Source organism: Paracoccus aeridis (assembly GCF_004923205.2).
Classification (GTDB): Bacteria; Pseudomonadota; Alphaproteobacteria; order Rhodobacterales; family Rhodobacteraceae; genus Paracoccus; species Paracoccus aeridis.
In genome coordinates, this window is sequence record NZ_SELD02000018.1 from 351,821 (window position 1) to 369,188 (window position 17,368).

Annotated in this window: 20 protein-coding genes; 8 read left to right on the forward strand and 12 right to left on the reverse strand. The window is 69.6% G+C overall.

Annotation, left to right across the window (positions count from 1 at the left end):
- Positions 1 to 44: 44 nt before the first annotated feature.
- From ELI80_RS08430 to ELI80_RS08455, 6 genes are all read left to right on the forward strand, one after another.
- Positions 45 to 452 (forward strand): MerR family transcriptional regulator, encoded by a 408-nt coding sequence (locus ELI80_RS08430; protein ID WP_136650649.1) that lies wholly within the window; start codon positions 45 to 47, stop codon positions 450 to 452.
- A gap of 202 nt (positions 453 to 654) precedes the next feature.
- On the forward strand, positions 655 to 2,430 hold the full coding sequence (locus tag ELI80_RS08435) for an acyl-CoA dehydrogenase C-terminal domain-containing protein (protein ID WP_136650650.1): 1,776 nt from the start codon (positions 655 to 657) through the stop codon (positions 2,428 to 2,430).
- Positions 2,431 to 2,729: 299 nt separating this feature from the next.
- Positions 2,730 to 3,356 carry a glutathione S-transferase family protein gene (locus ELI80_RS08440; RefSeq protein WP_136650651.1) on the forward strand — a complete coding sequence of 209 codons (627 nt, stop codon included), beginning with the start codon at positions 2,730 to 2,732 and terminating at the stop codon, positions 3,354 to 3,356.
- Between the two features lie 12 nt (positions 3,357 to 3,368).
- Positions 3,369 to 4,580: an acetyl-CoA C-acetyltransferase gene (locus ELI80_RS08445; RefSeq protein WP_136650652.1), complete on the forward strand. Its 1,212-nt coding sequence runs from the start codon at positions 3,369 to 3,371 to the stop codon at positions 4,578 to 4,580.
- Positions 4,580 to 4,771 (forward strand): hypothetical protein, encoded by a 192-nt coding sequence (locus tag ELI80_RS08450; RefSeq protein WP_136650653.1) that lies wholly within the window; start codon positions 4,580 to 4,582, stop codon positions 4,769 to 4,771. Before ELI80_RS08445 ends, ELI80_RS08450 begins: the two co-directional genes overlap by 1 nt.
- Positions 4,768 to 6,957, forward strand: a complete 2,190-nt coding sequence (locus ELI80_RS08455) for a 3-hydroxyacyl-CoA dehydrogenase NAD-binding domain-containing protein (RefSeq protein ID WP_136650654.1) — start codon at positions 4,768 to 4,770, stop codon at positions 6,955 to 6,957. The genes ELI80_RS08450 and ELI80_RS08455 overlap by 4 nt, the downstream gene beginning before the upstream one ends.
- Positions 6,958 to 7,074: 117 nt before the next feature.
- Here the strand turns inward: ELI80_RS08455 and ELI80_RS08460 are convergent, their stop codons facing one another.
- Together ELI80_RS08460 and nth are read right to left on the reverse strand one after the other, a co-directional pair.
- The gene (locus tag ELI80_RS08460) at positions 7,075 to 8,109 is read right to left on the reverse strand and encodes an adenosine kinase (RefSeq protein ID WP_136650655.1); all 1,035 of its coding nucleotides are present in this window, start codon (positions 8,107 to 8,109) and stop codon (positions 7,075 to 7,077) included.
- A 71-nt stretch (positions 8,110 to 8,180) separates the two neighbouring features.
- Positions 8,181 to 8,924, reverse strand: coding sequence for an endonuclease III (nth, locus tag ELI80_RS08465; RefSeq protein ID WP_136650656.1), 744 nt, complete (start codon positions 8,922 to 8,924; stop codon positions 8,181 to 8,183).
- Positions 8,925 to 9,105: 181 nt separating this feature from the next.
- Here nth and ELI80_RS08470 point away from each other — a divergent pair, with 181 nt between their 5' ends.
- Complete coding sequence (locus tag ELI80_RS08470; RefSeq protein ID WP_136650657.1) at positions 9,106 to 9,774, forward strand: YiaD family glycine zipper/OmpA-like lipoprotein; 669 nt, start codon at positions 9,106 to 9,108, stop codon at positions 9,772 to 9,774.
- Between the two features lie 118 nt (positions 9,775 to 9,892).
- Here the strand turns inward: ELI80_RS08470 and ELI80_RS08475 are convergent, their stop codons facing one another.
- From ELI80_RS08475 to ELI80_RS08495, 5 genes are all read right to left on the reverse strand, one after another.
- Positions 9,893 to 10,462 carry a F0F1 ATP synthase subunit B gene (locus ELI80_RS08475; protein ID WP_136650658.1) on the reverse strand — a complete coding sequence of 190 codons (570 nt, stop codon included), beginning with the start codon at positions 10,460 to 10,462 and terminating at the stop codon, positions 9,893 to 9,895.
- Positions 10,459 to 11,097 carry a F0F1 ATP synthase subunit B' gene (locus tag ELI80_RS08480; RefSeq protein WP_136650780.1) on the reverse strand — a complete coding sequence of 213 codons (639 nt, stop codon included), beginning with the start codon at positions 11,095 to 11,097 and terminating at the stop codon, positions 10,459 to 10,461. Before ELI80_RS08480 ends, ELI80_RS08475 begins: the two co-directional genes overlap by 4 nt.
- A 445-nt stretch (positions 11,098 to 11,542) precedes the next feature.
- Positions 11,543 to 11,797, reverse strand: coding sequence for a F0F1 ATP synthase subunit C (locus ELI80_RS08485; protein ID WP_136650659.1), 255 nt, complete (start codon positions 11,795 to 11,797; stop codon positions 11,543 to 11,545).
- Positions 11,798 to 11,871: 74 nt separating this feature from the next.
- Positions 11,872 to 12,669 (reverse strand): F0F1 ATP synthase subunit A, encoded by a 798-nt coding sequence (locus tag ELI80_RS08490; RefSeq protein ID WP_236641388.1) that lies wholly within the window; start codon positions 12,667 to 12,669, stop codon positions 11,872 to 11,874.
- Positions 12,659 to 13,111 carry an AtpZ/AtpI family protein gene (locus ELI80_RS08495; RefSeq protein ID WP_201740591.1) on the reverse strand — a complete coding sequence of 151 codons (453 nt, stop codon included), beginning with the start codon at positions 13,109 to 13,111 and terminating at the stop codon, positions 12,659 to 12,661. Before ELI80_RS08495 ends, ELI80_RS08490 begins: the two co-directional genes overlap by 11 nt.
- A 165-nt stretch (positions 13,112 to 13,276) precedes the next feature.
- Here ELI80_RS08495 and ELI80_RS08500 point away from each other — a divergent pair, with 165 nt between their 5' ends.
- The gene (locus ELI80_RS08500) at positions 13,277 to 13,651 is read left to right on the forward strand and encodes an ArsR/SmtB family transcription factor (protein ID WP_136650661.1); all 375 of its coding nucleotides are present in this window, start codon (positions 13,277 to 13,279) and stop codon (positions 13,649 to 13,651) included.
- Positions 13,652 to 13,669: 18 nt separating this feature from the next.
- On the opposite strand, the gene ELI80_RS16035 is transcribed toward ELI80_RS08500, so the two are convergent.
- From ELI80_RS16035 to sdhA, 5 genes are all read right to left on the reverse strand, one after another.
- Entirely contained in the window at positions 13,670 to 13,831 is a 162-nt protein-coding gene (locus ELI80_RS16035) for a hypothetical protein (protein ID WP_161596442.1), read from the reverse strand.
- Between the two features lie 151 nt (positions 13,832 to 13,982).
- Positions 13,983 to 14,762: a succinate dehydrogenase iron-sulfur subunit gene (locus ELI80_RS08505; protein ID WP_136650662.1), complete on the reverse strand. Its 780-nt coding sequence runs from the start codon at positions 14,760 to 14,762 to the stop codon at positions 13,983 to 13,985.
- A 94-nt stretch (positions 14,763 to 14,856) separates the two neighbouring features.
- Positions 14,857 to 15,189 (reverse strand): hypothetical protein, encoded by a 333-nt coding sequence (locus ELI80_RS08510; protein WP_236641389.1) that lies wholly within the window; start codon positions 15,187 to 15,189, stop codon positions 14,857 to 14,859.
- Position 15,190: 1 nt separating this feature from the next.
- Positions 15,191 to 15,550 carry a hypothetical protein gene (locus ELI80_RS08515; RefSeq protein ID WP_136650663.1) on the reverse strand — a complete coding sequence of 120 codons (360 nt, stop codon included), beginning with the start codon at positions 15,548 to 15,550 and terminating at the stop codon, positions 15,191 to 15,193.
- Positions 15,550 to 17,361, reverse strand: coding sequence for a succinate dehydrogenase flavoprotein subunit (gene sdhA, locus ELI80_RS08520; protein WP_136650664.1), 1,812 nt, complete (start codon positions 17,359 to 17,361; stop codon positions 15,550 to 15,552). The genes ELI80_RS08515 and sdhA overlap by 1 nt, the downstream gene beginning before the upstream one ends.
- Between the last annotated feature and the right edge of the window lie 7 nt (positions 17,362 to 17,368).

The window sequence follows — 17,368 nt, forward strand, 5'->3', positions numbered from 1 at the left end:
CACCGGCGCCACACTATCCTGCCGGGCGAATGGGTGGAGCGCGCATGCCTGACGAAACCTTCATCAGCTTCAAGGAGATGTGCGCGCGCTTCGACGTCACTCCGCGCACCCTGCGCTATTACGAGTACATCGAACTTCTCAGCCCAAGGCGCGAGGGGCGGTCCCGCTTCTACGGCCCGCGCGAGATCGCGCGGATGAAGCTCATCATGCGCGGGCGGCGCTTCGGATTCTCGCTTGAAGACATCCGACAGTGGCTGCTGATCTACCAGCAGAAGGGCACGCGCGAGCAGTACACGGTCTGGATCGAGCAGGCCGACCGGCAGCTCGGCCTGCTGGCCAGGCAGCGCGACGAGCTTGAGGCCGCGATGGCCGACCTTCGCAACCTGCGCGAGGAAGCGGCCCGGATCCTGACCGACATCGACGCGCAGGCGCCGGGCTCTGCCCCCGTCTGACCGGACCCGACGGCGGGCCGCGCCCGCGACCCTGACGCGACGGCACGGCAGCCCGTGCCCGTGGGTGACGCGACGTCCGCGATGGGCGCGGCGGAACGGACACCTATAGTCGCGTGCAGGATCGGAACGTGCGGGGGCGTTGCGAGACGCCGGCAGACGATCCGCCGGCGACCCGGCCCCGCCCATGGAGGAGGAGAACGCCTTGACCCGCTACACTGCCCCCGTTCAGGACATGCAGTTCCTGCTGCACGACGTGCTGAAGCTGTCGCAGTCCGGCCTTCCCGGCCATGACGAGCTGGACCGCGACTTCACCGCCGCCATCCTGGACGCCGCCGGCCAGCTCGCCTCCGATGTGCTGGAGCCGTTGAACAAGGTCGGCGACGCCCAAGGCTGCAGCCTGGAAAATGGCGTGGTCCGCACGCCCGAAGGCTTCAAGGCCGCGTTCGACCAGGTCCGCGAGGGCGGCTGGACCGGGCTCGACTGCGACCCGGATTACGGCGGCCAGGGCATGCCCCACGTCATCGGGCTTGCCACGGGCGAGATGTTCGTGTCGGCCAACCTCGCCTTCAACATGTACCAGGGCCTGACCCACGGCGCCTATTCGGCGATCCATGCCCACGGCACCGACGAACAGAAGCGGACCTACCTGCCGAAGATGGTGTCGTGCGAATGGACCGGCACCATGAACCTGACCGAGCCGCATTGCGGCACCGATCTCGGCATGCTGCGCACCCGCGCCGAGCCGCAGGACGACGGCAGCTACCTGATCACCGGCCAGAAGATCTTCATCTCGGCCGGCGATCACGACATGGCGGACAACGTCATCCACCTGGTGCTGGCCAAGGCCCCGGGCGGCGGCGAGGGGACCAAGGGCATCAGCCTGTTCATCGTGCCGAAGTTCCTCGTGAACGAGGACGGCTCGCTCGGCGACCGCCAGCCGGTCTCGGTCGGCAAGCTGGAAGAGAAGATGGGGATCCACGGCAATTCGACCTGCGTGATGAACTACGACGGAGCCAGGGGCTGGCTGCTGGGCGACCTGCACAAGGGCATGCGCGCGATGTTCACGATGATGAACGAGGCGCGGCTGGGCGTGGGCCTGCAGGGCTACGCGGCGGCGGAAGCCGCCTACCAGAACGCGGTCGACTACGCCCGCGACCGCCTGCAGGGGCGCGCCGTCACCGGCGCCCGGAACAAGGCCGGCCCCGCCGACCCGATCATCGTCCACCCCGACGTGCGGCGGATGCTGATGGACCAGCGCTCGTTCCTCGAAGGGGCGCGGGCGCTCGCGCTGTGGGCCGCGCACATGATCGACCGCGCGCGTGACGGCGACAAGGACGCGGACGGGCTGGTCTCGTTGCTCACGCCGGTCATCAAGGGCTTCCTGACCGACAAGGGCTTCGACGGCGCGGTGCAGGCGCAGCAGGTCTATGGCGGCCACGGCTACATCGAGGAATGGGGCATGTCGCAGTTCGTCCGCGACGCCCGCATCACCATGATCTACGAAGGCGCGAACGGGGTGCAGGCGCTGGATCTCGTCGGCCGCAAGCTCGCCCAGGACGGCGGCAGGCACGTCATGGCGTTCTTCGAGATGGTGCGGTCGTTCATCAAGGACAACGAAAGCGACGAGACGCTGAAGGCGCAGTTCCTCGATCCGCTGAAGGCGGCGTCGAAGGACCTGCAGGCGGCGGCCACGTACTTCATGGAACGGGGCATGACCAACCCCGACGACGCGCTGGCCGGCAGCTACGACTTCATGCACCTGTTCGGGCACACCGCGCTGGGGCTGATGTGGTCGCGGATGGCGGTCGCGGCGCAGACCGCGCTGTCCGCGGGCGAAGGCGACGCGGCGTTCCTGCGCGACAAGCTGGTCACGGGCCGGTACTACATGGCGCGGCACCTGCCGATGACGACCACGCACCTCGCGCGGATCCGGTCGGGGTCCGAGCCGGTGATGGCGCTGGCCGCGGACCGGTTCTGACCGGTGGGACACGTCCCCGCCGCAGGGCCCCGGCGCCACGCCTGCGACAGCGTTCCGGCGCCTCCGGCGGGGATACTTGGGCAAAGAAGAAGCGGCGCGGCCCCGGTTCCGCGCGGCCCGTGGGCATCAGTGGCGGAACCGGGGCTTTCTCCTTTGGCGGCCATCGGCTTCCCAGCCTGTCCCGCGCGCCCATCCTTGCGCGGAATGGTTGAGGAAGCGTTACCGCCCCCGTTCTTCTTTGTGGAAATATCCCACGGGTCCGGGGCGCGCAGCCCCGGGTTGCGACATGGGAGGACACGATGACCGCGCAACTCTGGTGCTTCGGCGAATCCGGCAACGCCTACAAGGCGGCGCTGACGATGCAGCTTTCAGGCTTCGGCTGGGAACCCGTTTTCGTCGATTTCTTCAACGGCGGGACGCGCACGCCGGAGTTCCGCGCGATCAGCCCGATGGGCGAGGTGCCGGTCCTGCGCGACGGAAGCCGGGTGCTGAGCCAGTCGGCGGTGATCCAGCTTCACGTCGCCGGGCGCACCGGGCAGTTCGGCGGCAGCGACCCGGACGAGGTGCTGCGCTGGCTGTTCTGGGACAATCACAAGCTGTCGGGCGTGGCGGGATCGACCCGCTTCCTCGGTAACTTCGTGCCGCCCGAAAAGCGTCCCGCCGAGGTGATCGGCTTCCAGCAGGCGCGGCTGAAAGCCGCCTACAGGGTGCTGGACGATCGCCTCGCCGCCCGCGACTGGGTGGCCGACGACGCCCCCACGATCGCCGACTTCGCCTGCTGCGGCTATCTGTACTATCCCGAACCCTTCGGGTTCGACCGCGCCGACTGGCCGCATATCGATGCCTGGCTCGACCGCATCGCGGCCCTGCCCGGCTGGAAACACCCCTATGATCTGATGCCCGGCAGCCCTGCCGACCGGGCGTGAAGGAGAGGACGCATGACCGAAGCCTACATCTTTGACGCAGCCCGCACCCCGCGCGGCAAGGGCCGCCCCGACGGCAGCCTGCACGAAGTCACCTCGATGGCGCTGTCGGCGCGGCTGCTGAATGCCATGAAGGCCCGCAACGGCCTTGACGGCCACGTGGTCGAGGACCTGATCTGGGGCAACGTCACGCAGGTGATGGAACAGGGCGGCTGCCTGGCGCGGTCCGCCGTGCTCGCGTCCGATCTGGACCAGGGGATCCCAGGCGTCTCGATCAACCGCTTCTGCGCCAGCGGGCTCGAGGCCGTGAACATGGCCGCCAACCAGCTGAAGGGCGGTGCGGGGCAGGCCTACCTTGCCGGCGGGGTCGAGATGATGGGGCGCGTCGCGATGGGCAGCGACGGCTTCGCCATCGCGGTCGACCCATCGGTGGCGATGAAGACCTATTTCGTGCCGCAGGGCATCTCAGCCGACATCATCGCGACCGAGTACGGCTTCACCCGCGAACAGGCCGACGCGCTCGCCGTGGAATCGCAGCGCCGCGCCAAGCGCGCGTGGGACGAAGGGCGGTTCGCCCGCTCGATCGTCCCGGCGCTGGACCAGAACGGCCTTGTCATCCTCGACCGCGACGAATTCATGCGGCCCGACACGACGATGGAGAGCCTCGCCGCGCTGAAGCCGAGCTTCAAGGAGATGGGCGAGGTGATGCCGGGCTTCGACAAGGTTGCCATGCTGAAATACCCGCACCTGCCCCGCATCAACCACATCCACCACGCGGGCAATTCGTCCGGGATCGTGGACGGGGCCGCGGCGGTGCTGCTGGGCACCCGCGAATGGGGCGAGCGGATGGGCCTGAAGCCCCGCGCCCGCATCCGCGCGACGGCCAAGATCGGCACCGATCCGACGATCATGCTGACCGGCCCGGTGCCGGTGACCGAACGGATCCTGCGCGAAAGCGGCATGGCCATCGGCGACATCGACCTGTTCGAGGTGAACGAGGCCTTCGCCTCGGTCGTGCTGCGCTTCATGCAGGCGTTCGACGTGGACCCGGCCATCGTCAACGTGAACGGCGGCGCGATGGCGATGGGCCACCCGCTGGGGGCGACCGGCGCGATCCTGATCGGCACGCTCCTGGACGAAATGGAGCGGCAGGACAAGGAAGTGGGCTACGCCACGCTCTGCGTCGCGTCCGGCATGGGCGCGGGCACCATCATCGAAAGGGTGTGATGCCGAAGCTCGCCATCCAGGCGGCGCCGCCGCGAGCGGGGTCGGGCGATCCCGACCCCTGCACGGCCGGGGTCCGCGCGAAAGCGGACCTGCAGATGCACCCGACAGGCGGCACGCCCCGCCTGACCCATCATGACGGACGCGACCGGGCCGGACCCCGGAACCTCGCGCCGAAGGGAGAGACCGAATGACCGACTTCACCATGCAGAAGGGCGACGACGGCGTCGCCGTCATCACCTGGGACGTGCCCGGCAAGTCGATGAACGTGCTGTCCTTCGACGGCGCGGGCGAACTCGACCGCCTGATCGACGACGCGCTGGCGGACGAAACCGTGAAGGGCATCGTCATCACAAGCGGCAAGGACGATTTCGCCGGCGGAATGGACCTGAACGCCATCGCCGGCATGAAGGACGCCGGCGGCGCGCAGGGCGTCTTCGACGGCGTCATGGGCCTGCACGCGCTTCTGCGCAAGATCGAGCGCGCGGGGATGGACCCCAAAACGCTGAAGGGCGGCAAGCCCGTCGCCGCCGCCCTGCCCGGCACCGCGCTGGGGATCGGGCTTGAACTGCCGCTGGCCACGCACCGCATCTTCGCCGCCCCGAACCCAAGGGCCAAGATCGGCCTGCCCGAGATCAACGTCGGCATCTTCCCCGGCGCGGGCGGCACGACGCGCCTGGTCCGCAAGCTCGGCGTCCTCGCCGCGGCCCCGATCCTCCTGGAAGGCAAGCTGAGCGATCCCGCGGCCGCCAAGTCGGCAGGGCTGATCGACGAGGTGGTGGACGATCCGGTCGCCGCCGCGAAGGCGTGGGTGCTGGGCGCGTCCGACGCCGACCTCGTGAAGCCGTGGGATGCGAAGGGCTACAAGATGCCCGGCGGCACCCCCTACCACCCGGCGGGTTTCACGACCTTCCTCGGCGCCGCCGCCATGGTCCACGGCAAGACGCTGGGCGTCTATCCGGCCGCCCGCGCGCTTCTGAGCGCGGTCTACGAAGGCTCGCTGGTGCCGTTCGACACCGCGCTGAAGATCGAGGCGCGCTGGTTCACCAACGTCCTGATGAACCCGTCCTCGGGCAACATGATCCGCAGCCTGTTCATCAACAAGGGCGCGCTCGAGAAGGGCGCGAACCGTCCCGACGTGCCCGACCAGACGGTGCGCAAGGTCGGGATCCTCGGCGCGGGCATGATGGGCGCGGGGATCGCCTATGTCAGCGCGAACGCAGGCATCGACGTCGTGCTGATCGACGCCGTTCAGGACGCCGCCGACCGCGGCAAGGCGTATTCGGAAGGGCTGCTCGACAAGGGCATCTCGCGCAAGAAGGTGACGGAGGAGAAGAGGGCCCAGGTTCTCGGCCGCATCAATGCGACGACCGACTACGCCGCGCTGGAAGGGTGCGACCTGATCGTCGAAGCCGTGTTCGAGGACGTGGGCGTCAAGGCGGAGGTCACGAAGAAGGCCGAGGCCGTGATCCCGGCGGACGCGATCTTCGCGACCAACACCTCGACCCTGCCCATCGGCGAGCTGGCGAAGGCGTCCTCGCGCCCGGGCCAGTTCATCGGCATCCACTTCTTCAGCCCGGTGGACAAGATGCTGCTGGTCGAAATCATCCGCGGCGCGCAGACAGGCGACGTCGCGGTGGCCAAGGCGCTCGACTTCGTGCGCCAGATCCGCAAGACCCCGATCGTCGTCAACGACGCCCGCTTCTTCTACGCCAACCGCTGCATCATCCCCTACATCAACGAGGGCGTGCGGATGGTCGGCGAGGGCGTGAACCCCACCCTGATCGAGAACGCGGCCAAGATGATGGGGATGCCGCTCGGGCCGCTGCAGCTGATCGACGAGACGTCGATCGACCTCGGCGTCAAGATCGCCAAGGCGACGAAGGCGGCGCTGGGCGGCGAGTACGTCGACACCGAGGTGGACGACGTGCTGTTCTGGATGGCAGACCAGGGCCGGATGGGCAGGAAGTCGAAGTCGGGCTTCTACGCCTATGACGAGGCCGGCAAGCGGCAGGACCTGTGGGAAGGGCTGGATGCGCAGTTCCCGCGGGCAGAGGGCCAGCCCGACCTGACCGAGGTGCAGCAGCGGCTGATGTTCGTGCAGGCGCTGGAAGCCGTGCGGGCGCTGGAACAGGGCGTGCTGACCGACATCCGCGAAGGCGATGTCGGCGCGATCCTGGGCTGGGGCTTCGCGCCGTGGTCGGGCGGCCCGTTCGGCTGGCTCGACATCCTCGGCGCCGCGCGCGCGGTCGAGGTGACGGAGCGCCTTGCCGGGAAATACGGCGACCGCTTCGCAGCCCCCGCGCTGCTGCGCGAGATGGCCGAAAGGGGCGAAAGCTTCTACGGCCGGTTCGGACCGCAGGCCAAGCAGGCGGCCTGACGAGGAAGGCCGGGCAGAAAGGAAGGCCGGGCTGAGGCCCGGCCTGCCTCCGGCGGGGATATTTCAGCAAAGAAGAAGCCCGCCTCGGGGGCCGGGGCGCGCGCCGTCGGTTTCGGGTCAGACCAGCCCTTCGCCGCGGAACAGCGCCATCACGTCGCGTTCCGGGCGGGCGCCCAGATGGCTGATGACCTCTGACGCGGCGATGCAGCCCATCCGGCCCGCGACGGCGAGCGGCCGCCCCGTGGCGAGGCCGTAGATCAGCCCGGCGGCGAACTGGTCCCCTGCGCCCGTGGCATCGACTGGCGTGATCCGGTGGACCGGCGCGATCACGCGCTCGCCCTGCCGGATCAGGATCGCGTCCTCGCCCGAGCGGGTGCATATCACTGTGCCGCAATCGGCGGCGGCCATCTCCAAGGCGGTTTCCAGATCCTCGACCTGGTAGAGCGCCTGCCATTCGTGGATGTTGCCAGTGACGTAGTCCATCGGCCCCGCTACCAGCCGGCGGAAGTCGGCGCGGTGCCGGTCGACGCAGAACGGGTCGCTGAGCGCGATCCCCGCCTGCCCGCCCGCCGCGTGGCAGGCGGAGGCCGCCTTGAGGAAGGCGGCTTTTCCCTTGGGCTTGTCGTAGAGGTAGCCTTCCAGGAACAGCCACGTCCCGTCCGCGAAAAGCGCCGGGTCCACGTCCGCCTCGCCCAGTTCGGCCGAGATCCCGAGATAGGTGTTCATCGACCGCTCGCCATCCGCCGTCACGTGGATGATCGACCGCGAGGTCGGCAGGTCCGCCCCGCCAACCGGCGGGTTCACGAAGTCGGTGCCGTCGGCGGCCGTCGCCTCGGCGTAGGCGCGGCCGAGGTCGTCGTCCGCCACCCGGCCGATGAAGGCCGTGGTCAGCCCCAGCCGGCCGATCCCCGCCAGCGTGTTCGCGACCGACCCGCCCGGCACCAGCCGGGACGTATCCCGGCCCGTGTGCTGGCCCGCGTGCTGGCCCGTGTGGCGGCCTGCGTTGCGGGCGGCCATCAGCGCCTCGGCCCGGTCGTGGTCGATCAGCTGCATGATGCCCTTCTGGACGCCGAGCGCGGCAAGGCTCTCGTCGTCCGCCGGGGCGATCACGTCCATGACCGCGTTGCCGATGCCGATGACCTGATGTGCCATGATGTCCCCTTGCGTTGCTGCCCACCCAATGCCGCCTGCGGAAGGCCGCGGCAAGCGGGTCAGGGTCAAAGTCAAGGGTCGACGGTCTTTGGCTCGTAGGGGCAGATGTCGTTGATCGGGCAGATCGGGCAGCGGGGGCGGCGCGCCTGGCAGATGTAGCGGCCGTGCAGGATCAGCCAGTGATGCGCGTTGCCCTGGAAGGGCGCGGGGACGTTGTCCTCGATCGCGCGCTCGACCTCCGCCTCGTCGCGGCCGGGGGCCAGGCAGGTGCGGTTGCCGACGCGGAAGATGTGGGTGTCGACGGCCTGCGCCGGGATCCCCCAGATGCAGTTGAGGACCACGTTCGCGGTCTTGCGCCCCACCCCCGGCAGCGACATCAGCGCCGCGCGCGAGGACGGCACCTCGCCCCCGAAGTCGTCGATCAGGCGCTGGGACAGCGCCACGACGTTGCGAGCCTTCTGCCGGAAAAGGCCGATCGTCCTGATGTGTTCCGTGACGCCCTCGACCCCCAGCCGCACCATCGCGGCCGGGTCAGGCGCGGCGTCGAACAGCGCCGGCGTCGCCCGGTTCACGCCGGCATCGGTCGCCTGCGCCGAAAGCGCCACGGCGATTAGCAGCGTGAAGGCGTCGCGATAGAGAAGCTCGGTCTGCGGCTCGGGGTTGGCCGCGCGCAGCCGCTCGAAGGCGCGGACCTGCAGGGGATAGGGCAGCGGCGGGGCGAGCCGGGGGACCGGCCGGGCGGCGCGGGGGCGGCGGGGCGCCTGCGGGCTTTCGCCGGGCACGGGCGGGCTTGCGGGTGGGGTCGTGCTGGCCATGCGACCGGTGATGCCTTTTAGGGCACGCCATCGCAAGCGCGCGCCAAACAAAACTGACGCAACCGCGAGGCAGGGGTTTTCCGCCGATCCGGCTTTCGTGACGCAACCAAAGCGGCGCCTTTCAGTTGAGCAGCATGATTGAAGCGGCCTCGCCGCGGCTGATTTGAAAGGAATGGAAGTCATGATGTCTCGCATCACGCTGCTGGCGGCGAGCGCCGGCATGATCGCGCTGAGTGCATGCACCGACACGATGGGAACGACCGGCACCACGGGCGGGCTGAGCCGCACCCAGCAGGGCGCGATCGCCGGTGCCGCTGCGGGCGCGGTGCTGGGCGCCGTCCGCGACGACGACAGCAACAACCAGGGCCGCGACGCGGCGCGCGGCGCCATCGTCGGCGGCCTGGCCGGCGCGGCGGTCGGCGCGACGCTCGACGCCCAGCAGCGCGCGCTGCAGAGCCAACTCGCCACGCCGGGCGTCACCGTGGTCAACACCGGCTCGACCCTGAACGTCGTCCTGCCCGAAGGCGTGCTGTTCGCCACCGACAGCGCCGCCGTGTCGGGCCCGGCCCAGGTCGACCTGCAGGCCGTCGCCCGCAACCTGCGCCAGTACCCGAACTCGACCGTGCAGGTCATCGGCCACACCGACAGCACCGGCGAGGCCGCCTACAACCTGCAACTGTCGCAGCGCCGCGCGCAGGCGGTCGCGAACATCCTGATCGCCGGCGGTGTCCCGGCTCAGCGGATCGCGGCGGGCGGCCAGGGCGAGACCCAGCCGGTGGCGTCGAACGATACCGCCGCAGGCCGGGCGCAGAACCGCCGGGTGGAGATCATCATCCGTCCGAACGCCTGACGGATGGACGGGGCCGGCGCGCCGGCCCCTGCCCCGCCAAATGCCGGAACCCCGGGCCGTCGGCTCGGGGTTCTTTCGTTCTAGCGCTGCCGCGGTGTCGCCCGTGGGGCGAACGGCGTCAGTTCAGCTGGTGGGACAGGTTGTCGATGGCGCGGTCGATCCCGGCGCTGCGATCGGCGGCGCCCGACTGCGAGGCGAGCACCTCGGACGCGGCGGCGATCGCCACCTGCACCGCGCGGTCGCGCACGGCGCGCACGGCATCCGATTCCGCCGACGCGATCTGGTCCTCGGCAGCCTTCAGGCGGCGCTGGATCGAATCTTCCAGATCGGCCTGCGCCTTGCGCGCGTGGGCGGTCGCCTCGCGACGGGCGTTGGCGACGATCTCGTCGGCCTGGCCCATGACCTCGCGCTGGCGACGCTCGTAGTTCGCATAGATCTCCTGCGCCTCGTCGCGCAGGCGGCGCGCTTCGGCCAGGTCGGCGCGGATGCCTTCGGCACGCTGGTCGAGCAGCTTGCCGACGCGGCCGGGGACGCCGAAATACATCAGGATCGCGGCGAACCCCAGGAAGCCCAGCAACACCACGAAGTCGGTGTTGCGAAGCGAGAAGAACGGCCCCGTCGCGGCGGCCGCGGGCGTCGCGAGAAGGACGGCCGCTGCCGCCAGGCGAGCGATGGAACGACCGGTCATTGCACGGCTCCCTTCATGCGTTGGTCAACGGCGGCATTCAGCGCGCCCGCGTCGGGCTGGCCGCCGAAGGTGCGGACCAGTTCCGCGGCGACGTCCTGCGCGACGGTGCGGGCATCCTGTTCGGCCGAGGCGCGGATCTCGCCGATCCGGCGTTCCGATTCCACGCTGCGCGCCGAGATCTCGGCGTCGGCCTTGGCGATGGCGGCGTCCAGTTCGGCCTGCATCTCGGCCCGGTTCGCGGCGACGATCTTGTTCGCCTCGCCCCGCGCGTCGGCCAGCGCCTTGTCATAGGCGGCCTCGGCGTCCTTGGCCTTCTGCTTGAAGTCCTCGGCGGCCATCAGGTCGTTGGTCATCAACCCCTGCCGGTCGGCGAGGATGCGGTTGATGCGCGGCAGCGCGACCCGCGACAGCGCGAAGTAGATGATCGCCAGCGCGACGAGCAGCCAGAAGATCTGGTTGCCGAAGGTCGAGAAGTCGAGCTGCGGCATGCCGACCGCGGCGGCGGCGTCGTGCCCGCCCGCGGCAACGGCCTGGTGGGCGTCAGTGCCGGGCGCGGCATGGACGACGGCGCTCTGGACGCCGTCGGTCACGTGGCCGACGACGGGCGTGTCGGACAGGGCGGGCGCGTGGCCCATGCCGGCTTCGGCCACCGGCGGGGCCGTGCCCGCGTCGGTCGCGCCGGGAACGACGATGGCGTCGGTCGCGTGCGCCTGAGGATCGGCGGGGACGACCGGCACCGCGGCCGCGTCGGCGACGGGCGCGGGAATCGGCTCGATCGCGGCGGGTTCGATCACGGCAGGCTCGACCTGCGCGACCGTTGCCGTGCCGGGCGCAGCCGCCACGTCCGCCGCCGGGGCGGTGTCATAGGTGATGGTCACGGGCGCCGACGGGGGCGCACTGGCGGGGGCTTCGGTCAGGGGCACGGTGAACGTGTTGACCGGACCCGGGGGGGTCGTTCCGACCGCGGCTGGGGCGGTCTGCTGCAATAGGCTGATCATGTCCTGTCCCTGGCCTGCGGTTGACAATCGGGTGAGGGGTCTTTCGACGCCCCCACCCAAAAGCAAGGAGTTGGCGTCGGGATCAGGCTGCGAACAGCAGCAGCAGGGCGACGAGGAACGAGAAGATGCCGAGGGCTTCGGCAAAGGCCATGCCGATGAACAGCGTGGCGGTCTGCGAAGCGGCAGCCGACGGGTTGCGCAGCGCGCCCGACAGGTAGTTGCCGGCAACGTTGCCGACCGCCATCGCGGCACCGGCCATGCCGATGCAGGCGAGGCCCGCGCCGATGTACTTGCCCCAGTCTGCGGATGCCACGGCGGCGACGACTTCGTTTTCCATGCGTAAAGCTCCTTGAGGGTATGGAAAGGGAATGGATGGACTGACCGTCGGCGCGGCGGTGGCCGCGCGGGCCGTCAGTGGGCGGGATGCAGCGCGTCCTTGAGATAGACGCAGGTCAGCATGGTGAACACGTAGGCCTGGATGACAGCGACCAGCACCTCGAGCCCGTAGACCGCGATGATCCCCACGATCGACAGCGGCGCGACCCACACGATGGCGGCGAAGGCTGCGAAGACCTTGAGCACGGCGTGCCCGGCCATGACGTTGCCGGCAAGTCGGATCGAGTGGCTGACCGGGCGCACGAAGTACGAGATCACCTCGATCACCGCCAGCACCGGGCGCATCGCCAGCGGCGCCGACCGGACCCAGAACAGGTCGAGGAAGTGGGACCCGTTCTTGACGAAGCCGAGGATCGTGACGCCGAAGAAGACCAGCAGCGCCAGGACGGCGGTGATCGCGATGTGCGAGGTGGTCGAGAACGACATCGGGATCAGGCCCAGCAGGTTCGCGAACATCACGAAGCAGAACAGCGTGAAGACATAGGGGAAGTACTTCAGCCCCTCGCGCCCTACCACGTCCTCGACGATCTTGTGGACCATCCCGTAGCTCAGCTCGGCCATCGACTGGACCCGCGACGGGATCAGCGCCCGGCCGCGGGTGCCTAGCATGAACAGCGCGATGATGGCGAGGACGGAAAGCATCAGCCACAGCGTGACGTTCGTCGGCTCGTACCAGCGCACGCAGCCGTCGGTCAGCCCGGTGGCCGGGTTGCAGGTGCCCGGAACGATGTCGCGGAACAGCGGCCGGACGATGAACTGGTCCATCGGGTGGAAAACCAGGCCCGTTGCTTCGCCATGCGCTTCAGTCGCCACGCTGCGTCCCCTTCGTCCCCGCCGGATGGTCCGGCCTGTTTCTCGCCGGATCGTCCGGCTTGTTGCCTGCCGGATCGTCCGGCCTGTTCCGTGCCGGGCTGCCCGGCGTTCCGTCTGCGGGGCCGGCCATCTCGGCGGCCGTCCGCAGCATCGTCTTCACGCCGGCGACGAAGCCCAGCAGGATGAACACGACCAGCAGGATCGGCGACGTGCCGAACAGGTGGTCCAGTCCAAACCCGATGCCGAAGCCGATGCCCAGTCCGGCCACCAGTTCGATCACCATGCGCCATGCCTGGTTGGCTTGGCGGTACTTGTCGCCTTCCGGGGCGGCGGTCCGCGGCTCGCCACGCGCGCGGGCCAGCCGATCCTCGAGCGCCCGCAGGCGTTCCGTGTCGCTGGCCCGGTCTGCGTCGTGCTGGCGATTGTCGGCCACGCGCGGCATCCCCGTTTCGATTGCGGTGCTGATAGGGGCGCAGGCCCGGCGAGTCAACCGCTGCCGCCACCAAGTGCAAACCATTGATTTCGTTCGATGCGTGCCGAACAACCGACTCCGGCACCGCTTGCGGACGCCGCTCTCCGGCGTCATCATTCAACCGCCGCGTTGAACATGAAGGCCGAAGTCCTGCCCGATCCCCTTCCCTCCCCCGCTCAGGCGGCCGCGCTCGACGCCGTCTTCGCGGCGCTGGCCGATCCGACCCGGCGCGCGATCCTCGCGATGCTGCTGGAGGACGACATGGCGGTGACCGACGTGGCCGAGCCGTTCGGGATCAGCCTCGCCGCGATCTCGAAGCACCTCGCCACGCTGGCGGCGGCCGGCCTGATCGTGCAGGAGCGGCGCGGCCGCATCAACTGGTGCAAGCTCGACCCGGACGGCATGCGCGCGGCATCCGTCTGGATGCGGAGCTTCGGGCAGGTGGACCCGATCGACCTCGACGATTTCGAACGGTTCCTGCAGGCGCAGCTGCAGCCCGATGGGGACTGAGGGAGGCGGCGGCCGAGGTCAGGCGGCCTGGCGGTCGTAGTCGGCGGAGGTTTCGGCGGGGACGGCCGCCTCCGGCTCGAAATAGCCGTACATCTGCGCGAGCGCCTCGAGGGCGCGGTCGCGTGCCTGATCCGGGACGGGCTTTTTCCGGGGGATGGTGGTGATCGGGGCGTGGGTCATCTGGCTCTTCTCGTGCTGTGTCCGCTCCCCGCGCCCTACATCGTGGCGAAGGGCCGGGCTTTCCAGCCTCGTGACGCCACGTACGTCCGGTCCGAATGCAAAAAAAGGCCGTCCCGAAGGACGGCCCCCTTGGCAGCGGTCGCCGCAATCCTCAGACCGCGCGGTCGACCATCATGTGCTTGATCGCGCCGATCGCCTTGGCGGGGTTCAACCCCTTCGGGCAGGTGTTGGTGCAGTTCATGATCGTGTGGCAGCGATACAGCTTGAACGGATCCTCCAGCGCGTCCAGCCGCTCGCCCGTCGCCTCGTCGCGGGAATCGATGATCCAGCGATAGGCGTGCAGCAGCGCCGCCGGGCCGAGATACCGGTCGCCGTTCCACCAGTAGGACGGGCAGGCGGTCGAGCACGAGGCGCAGAGGATGCATTCGTAAAGACCGTCCAGCTTCTTGCGGTCCTCGATCGACTGCCGCCATTCCTTGGTGGGCGTCGGCGTGTCCGTCATCAGGTACGGGTTCACGCTGGCGTGCTGGGCGTAGAAGTGCGTCAGGTCCGGCACCAGGTCCTTGATCACCGGCATGTGCGGCAGCGGGTAGATGTTGATGTCGCCCTTTACCTCGTCGATGCCGTAGATGCAGGCGAGGTGGTTGCCGCCGCCGATGACCATGGCGCAGGACCCGCAGATCCCCTCGCGGCACGACCGGCGGAAGGCGAGCGTCGGGTCGATCTCGTTCTTGATCTTGTTCAGCGCGTCCAGGACCATCGGCCCGCAGCGGTCGAGGTCGATCCAGTAGGTGTCGAGCCGCGGGTTGAGGCCGCTTTCCGGGTCGTAGCGGTAGATGTTGAACCGCTTCAGCCGGGTCGCGCCCTCGGGCTTGGGCCAGGTCTTGCCGACCGTGATGCGGCTGTTCTTGGGCAGGTTGAACTGGACCATGATCTTGTCCTTCGGTCTGAATGGCCCGGACGCGCGCGCGGGCCCACATCGCGTGGGTCGAGGCCGGCGGCTTTCCCGCCGGCCGTGGAAAACGTCAGCCGATCCAGCCGCGCTGATGGGCCAGCGGCGTGGTCGGGGCCTGCCCGGACCGGCGCCGGACGCAGGCATCGAACGCCTGCGAGGGCGTGCGGCCCGACAGGTAATCGGGCGAGAACTCGGTCGCCACCCCCACCCCGGCGTGACCGCCCGAGCCGATGCCGATGGCGACCCGGGTGCGCGGCGACCGCGCCGACAGCGCGTCGTACAGGCAGTCGCGTTCCGCCTGCTCGACCGGCACCGGGACGGCCGGCGCGCACGCCGCCAGCCCCAGAAGCATCGCACCCGTCAGGGACAGGGCGGCCGGGGCGAGGATGGCGCGCGCGCCCATGTCAGGCGACGGCCACCCGGCCGATGCAGGCGGTCGTGCCCGAGCGGCGGACGATGCTGGCGACCGCGTCCGCGGCGCTCGCCTGCCCCGTCAACGTGGACAGGTCCGCGATCTCGGCGTCGGTGGCGTTGTCCAGCACGCAGGCGGTGTAGGGCGCGACGTTGCGGCCCGGCAGGCGCTTGGCCATCTCGACGTTCACGACACGCGTCGCCGCGGCGCGCGAGGCGCTGGGGACGCTGGGCGCGGGCGGCGCGACCACGACGGGGGCGGCCGGGACCGGAACGGTCGCGACGGGAACGGCGGCGACGCAGCCCGACAGGGCAAGCGCGGCCGCGGTGACGGCAAGGAAGGAACGGCGCATCAGTAAACCCTCGCTTTGGGAGCTATCTTCTTCGGATCGATCCCGCCTTCCTCGAGCGTGGTCAGCGGCTCGAGATGGACGGGGCGGTAGGCCAGTTTGACTTCATTTCCTTCGACCCACGCAAGCGAATGCTTGCGCCAGTTGGCGTCGTCCCGCTCAGGGTAGTCCTCGTGCGCGTGGGCGCCGCGCGATTCCTTGCGGGCCTCGGCCGCGACGATGGTCGCCAGCGCGTTGGGCATCAGGTTCGTCAGTTCCAGCGTCTCCATCAGGTCGCTGTTCCAGATCATCGTGCGGTCGGTGACCTTCAGGTCAGCCATCTGCGCGGCGATGCGGCCCATCTTCTGGACGCCTTCGGCCAGCGTCTTGTCGGTGCGGAACACCGCGGCGTCTGCCTGCATCGTGCGCTGCATGTCGTTACGCAGCTTCGCCGCCGGCGTGCCGCCATTCGCGTGGCGCAGCGCGTCGAAGCGCGACAGCGCGCGGTCCACCTCGGCCCGGTTGGTGCCGGGGATGGATGCGGCGCGGTCGATCACCTCGCCCGCGCGGATTGCGGCAGCGCGGCCGAACACCACGAGGTCGATAAGGCTGTTCGATCCCAGACGGTTCGCGCCGTGGACCGATGCGCAGCCCGCCTCGCCCACCGCCATGAGGCCGGGGAAGATGCGGTCGGGATCGTCGGGCGTCGGCGCCAGCACCTCGCCCCAGTAGTTCGTGGGCACGCCGCCCATGTTGTAGTGGACGGTCGGCAGGACCGGGATCGGCTCTCGCGTCAGGTCCACGCCCGCGAAGATGCGCGCGCTTTCGCTGATGCCGGGCAGGCGCTCGTGCAGCGTCTCGGGCGGCAGGTGCGACAGGTGCAGGAAGATGTGGTCCTTGTCGTTCCCCACGCCGCGGCCCTCGCGGATCTCCAGCGTCATGCAGCGGGACACCACGTCGCGCGAGGCGAGGTCCTTGTAGGTGGGCGCATAGCGTTCCATGAACCGCTCGCCCTCGGAGTTCGTGAGGTAGCCGCCCTCGCCCCGCGCCCCTTCGGTGATGAGGCAGCCCGAGCCGTAGATGCCCGTCGGGTGGAACTGCACGAACTCCATGTCCTGCAGCGGCAGGCCCGCGCGCGCCACCATGCCGCCGCCGTCGCCGGTGCAGCTGTGGGCGCTGGTCGCGCTGAAATAGGCGCGGCCGTAGCCGCCCGTCGCCAGCACCACCATCTTGGCGTTGAAGACGTGGATCGTGCCGTCGTCGAGCTTCCAGCAGACGACGCCGGTGCAGGCGCCGTCGGTGACGATCAGGTCCACCGCGAAGTACTCGATGAAGAACTCGGCCTTTTCCTTGAGGCTCTGTCCGTAGAGCGTGTGCAGGATCGCGTGGCCGGTGCGGTCGGCCGCGGCGCAGGTGCGCTGCACGGGCGGGCCCTCCCCGAACTGCGTCGTGTGGCCGCCGAACGGGCGCTGGTAGATCCGGCCTTCCTCGGTGCGCGAGAACGGGACGCCGTAGTGTTCCAGCTCGTAGACGGCCTTCGGCGCCTCGCGCGCGAGGTATTCCATCGCGTCGGTGTCGCCCAGCCAGTCCGACCCCTTCACGGTATCGTACAGGTGCCATTGCCAGCTGTCGGGGCCCATGTTGCCCAGCGACGCGGCGATGCCGCCCTGCGCCGCGACGGTGTGGCTGCGGGTGGGGAACAGCTTGGTGACGCAGGCGGTCTTCAGCCCCTGCTCGGCCATGCCAAGGGTGGCGCGAAGGCCGGCGCCCCCGGCCCCGACCACGACCACGTCGTAGTCATGCGTTTCGTACGGATATGCGGCGTTAGCGGACATGAACGGC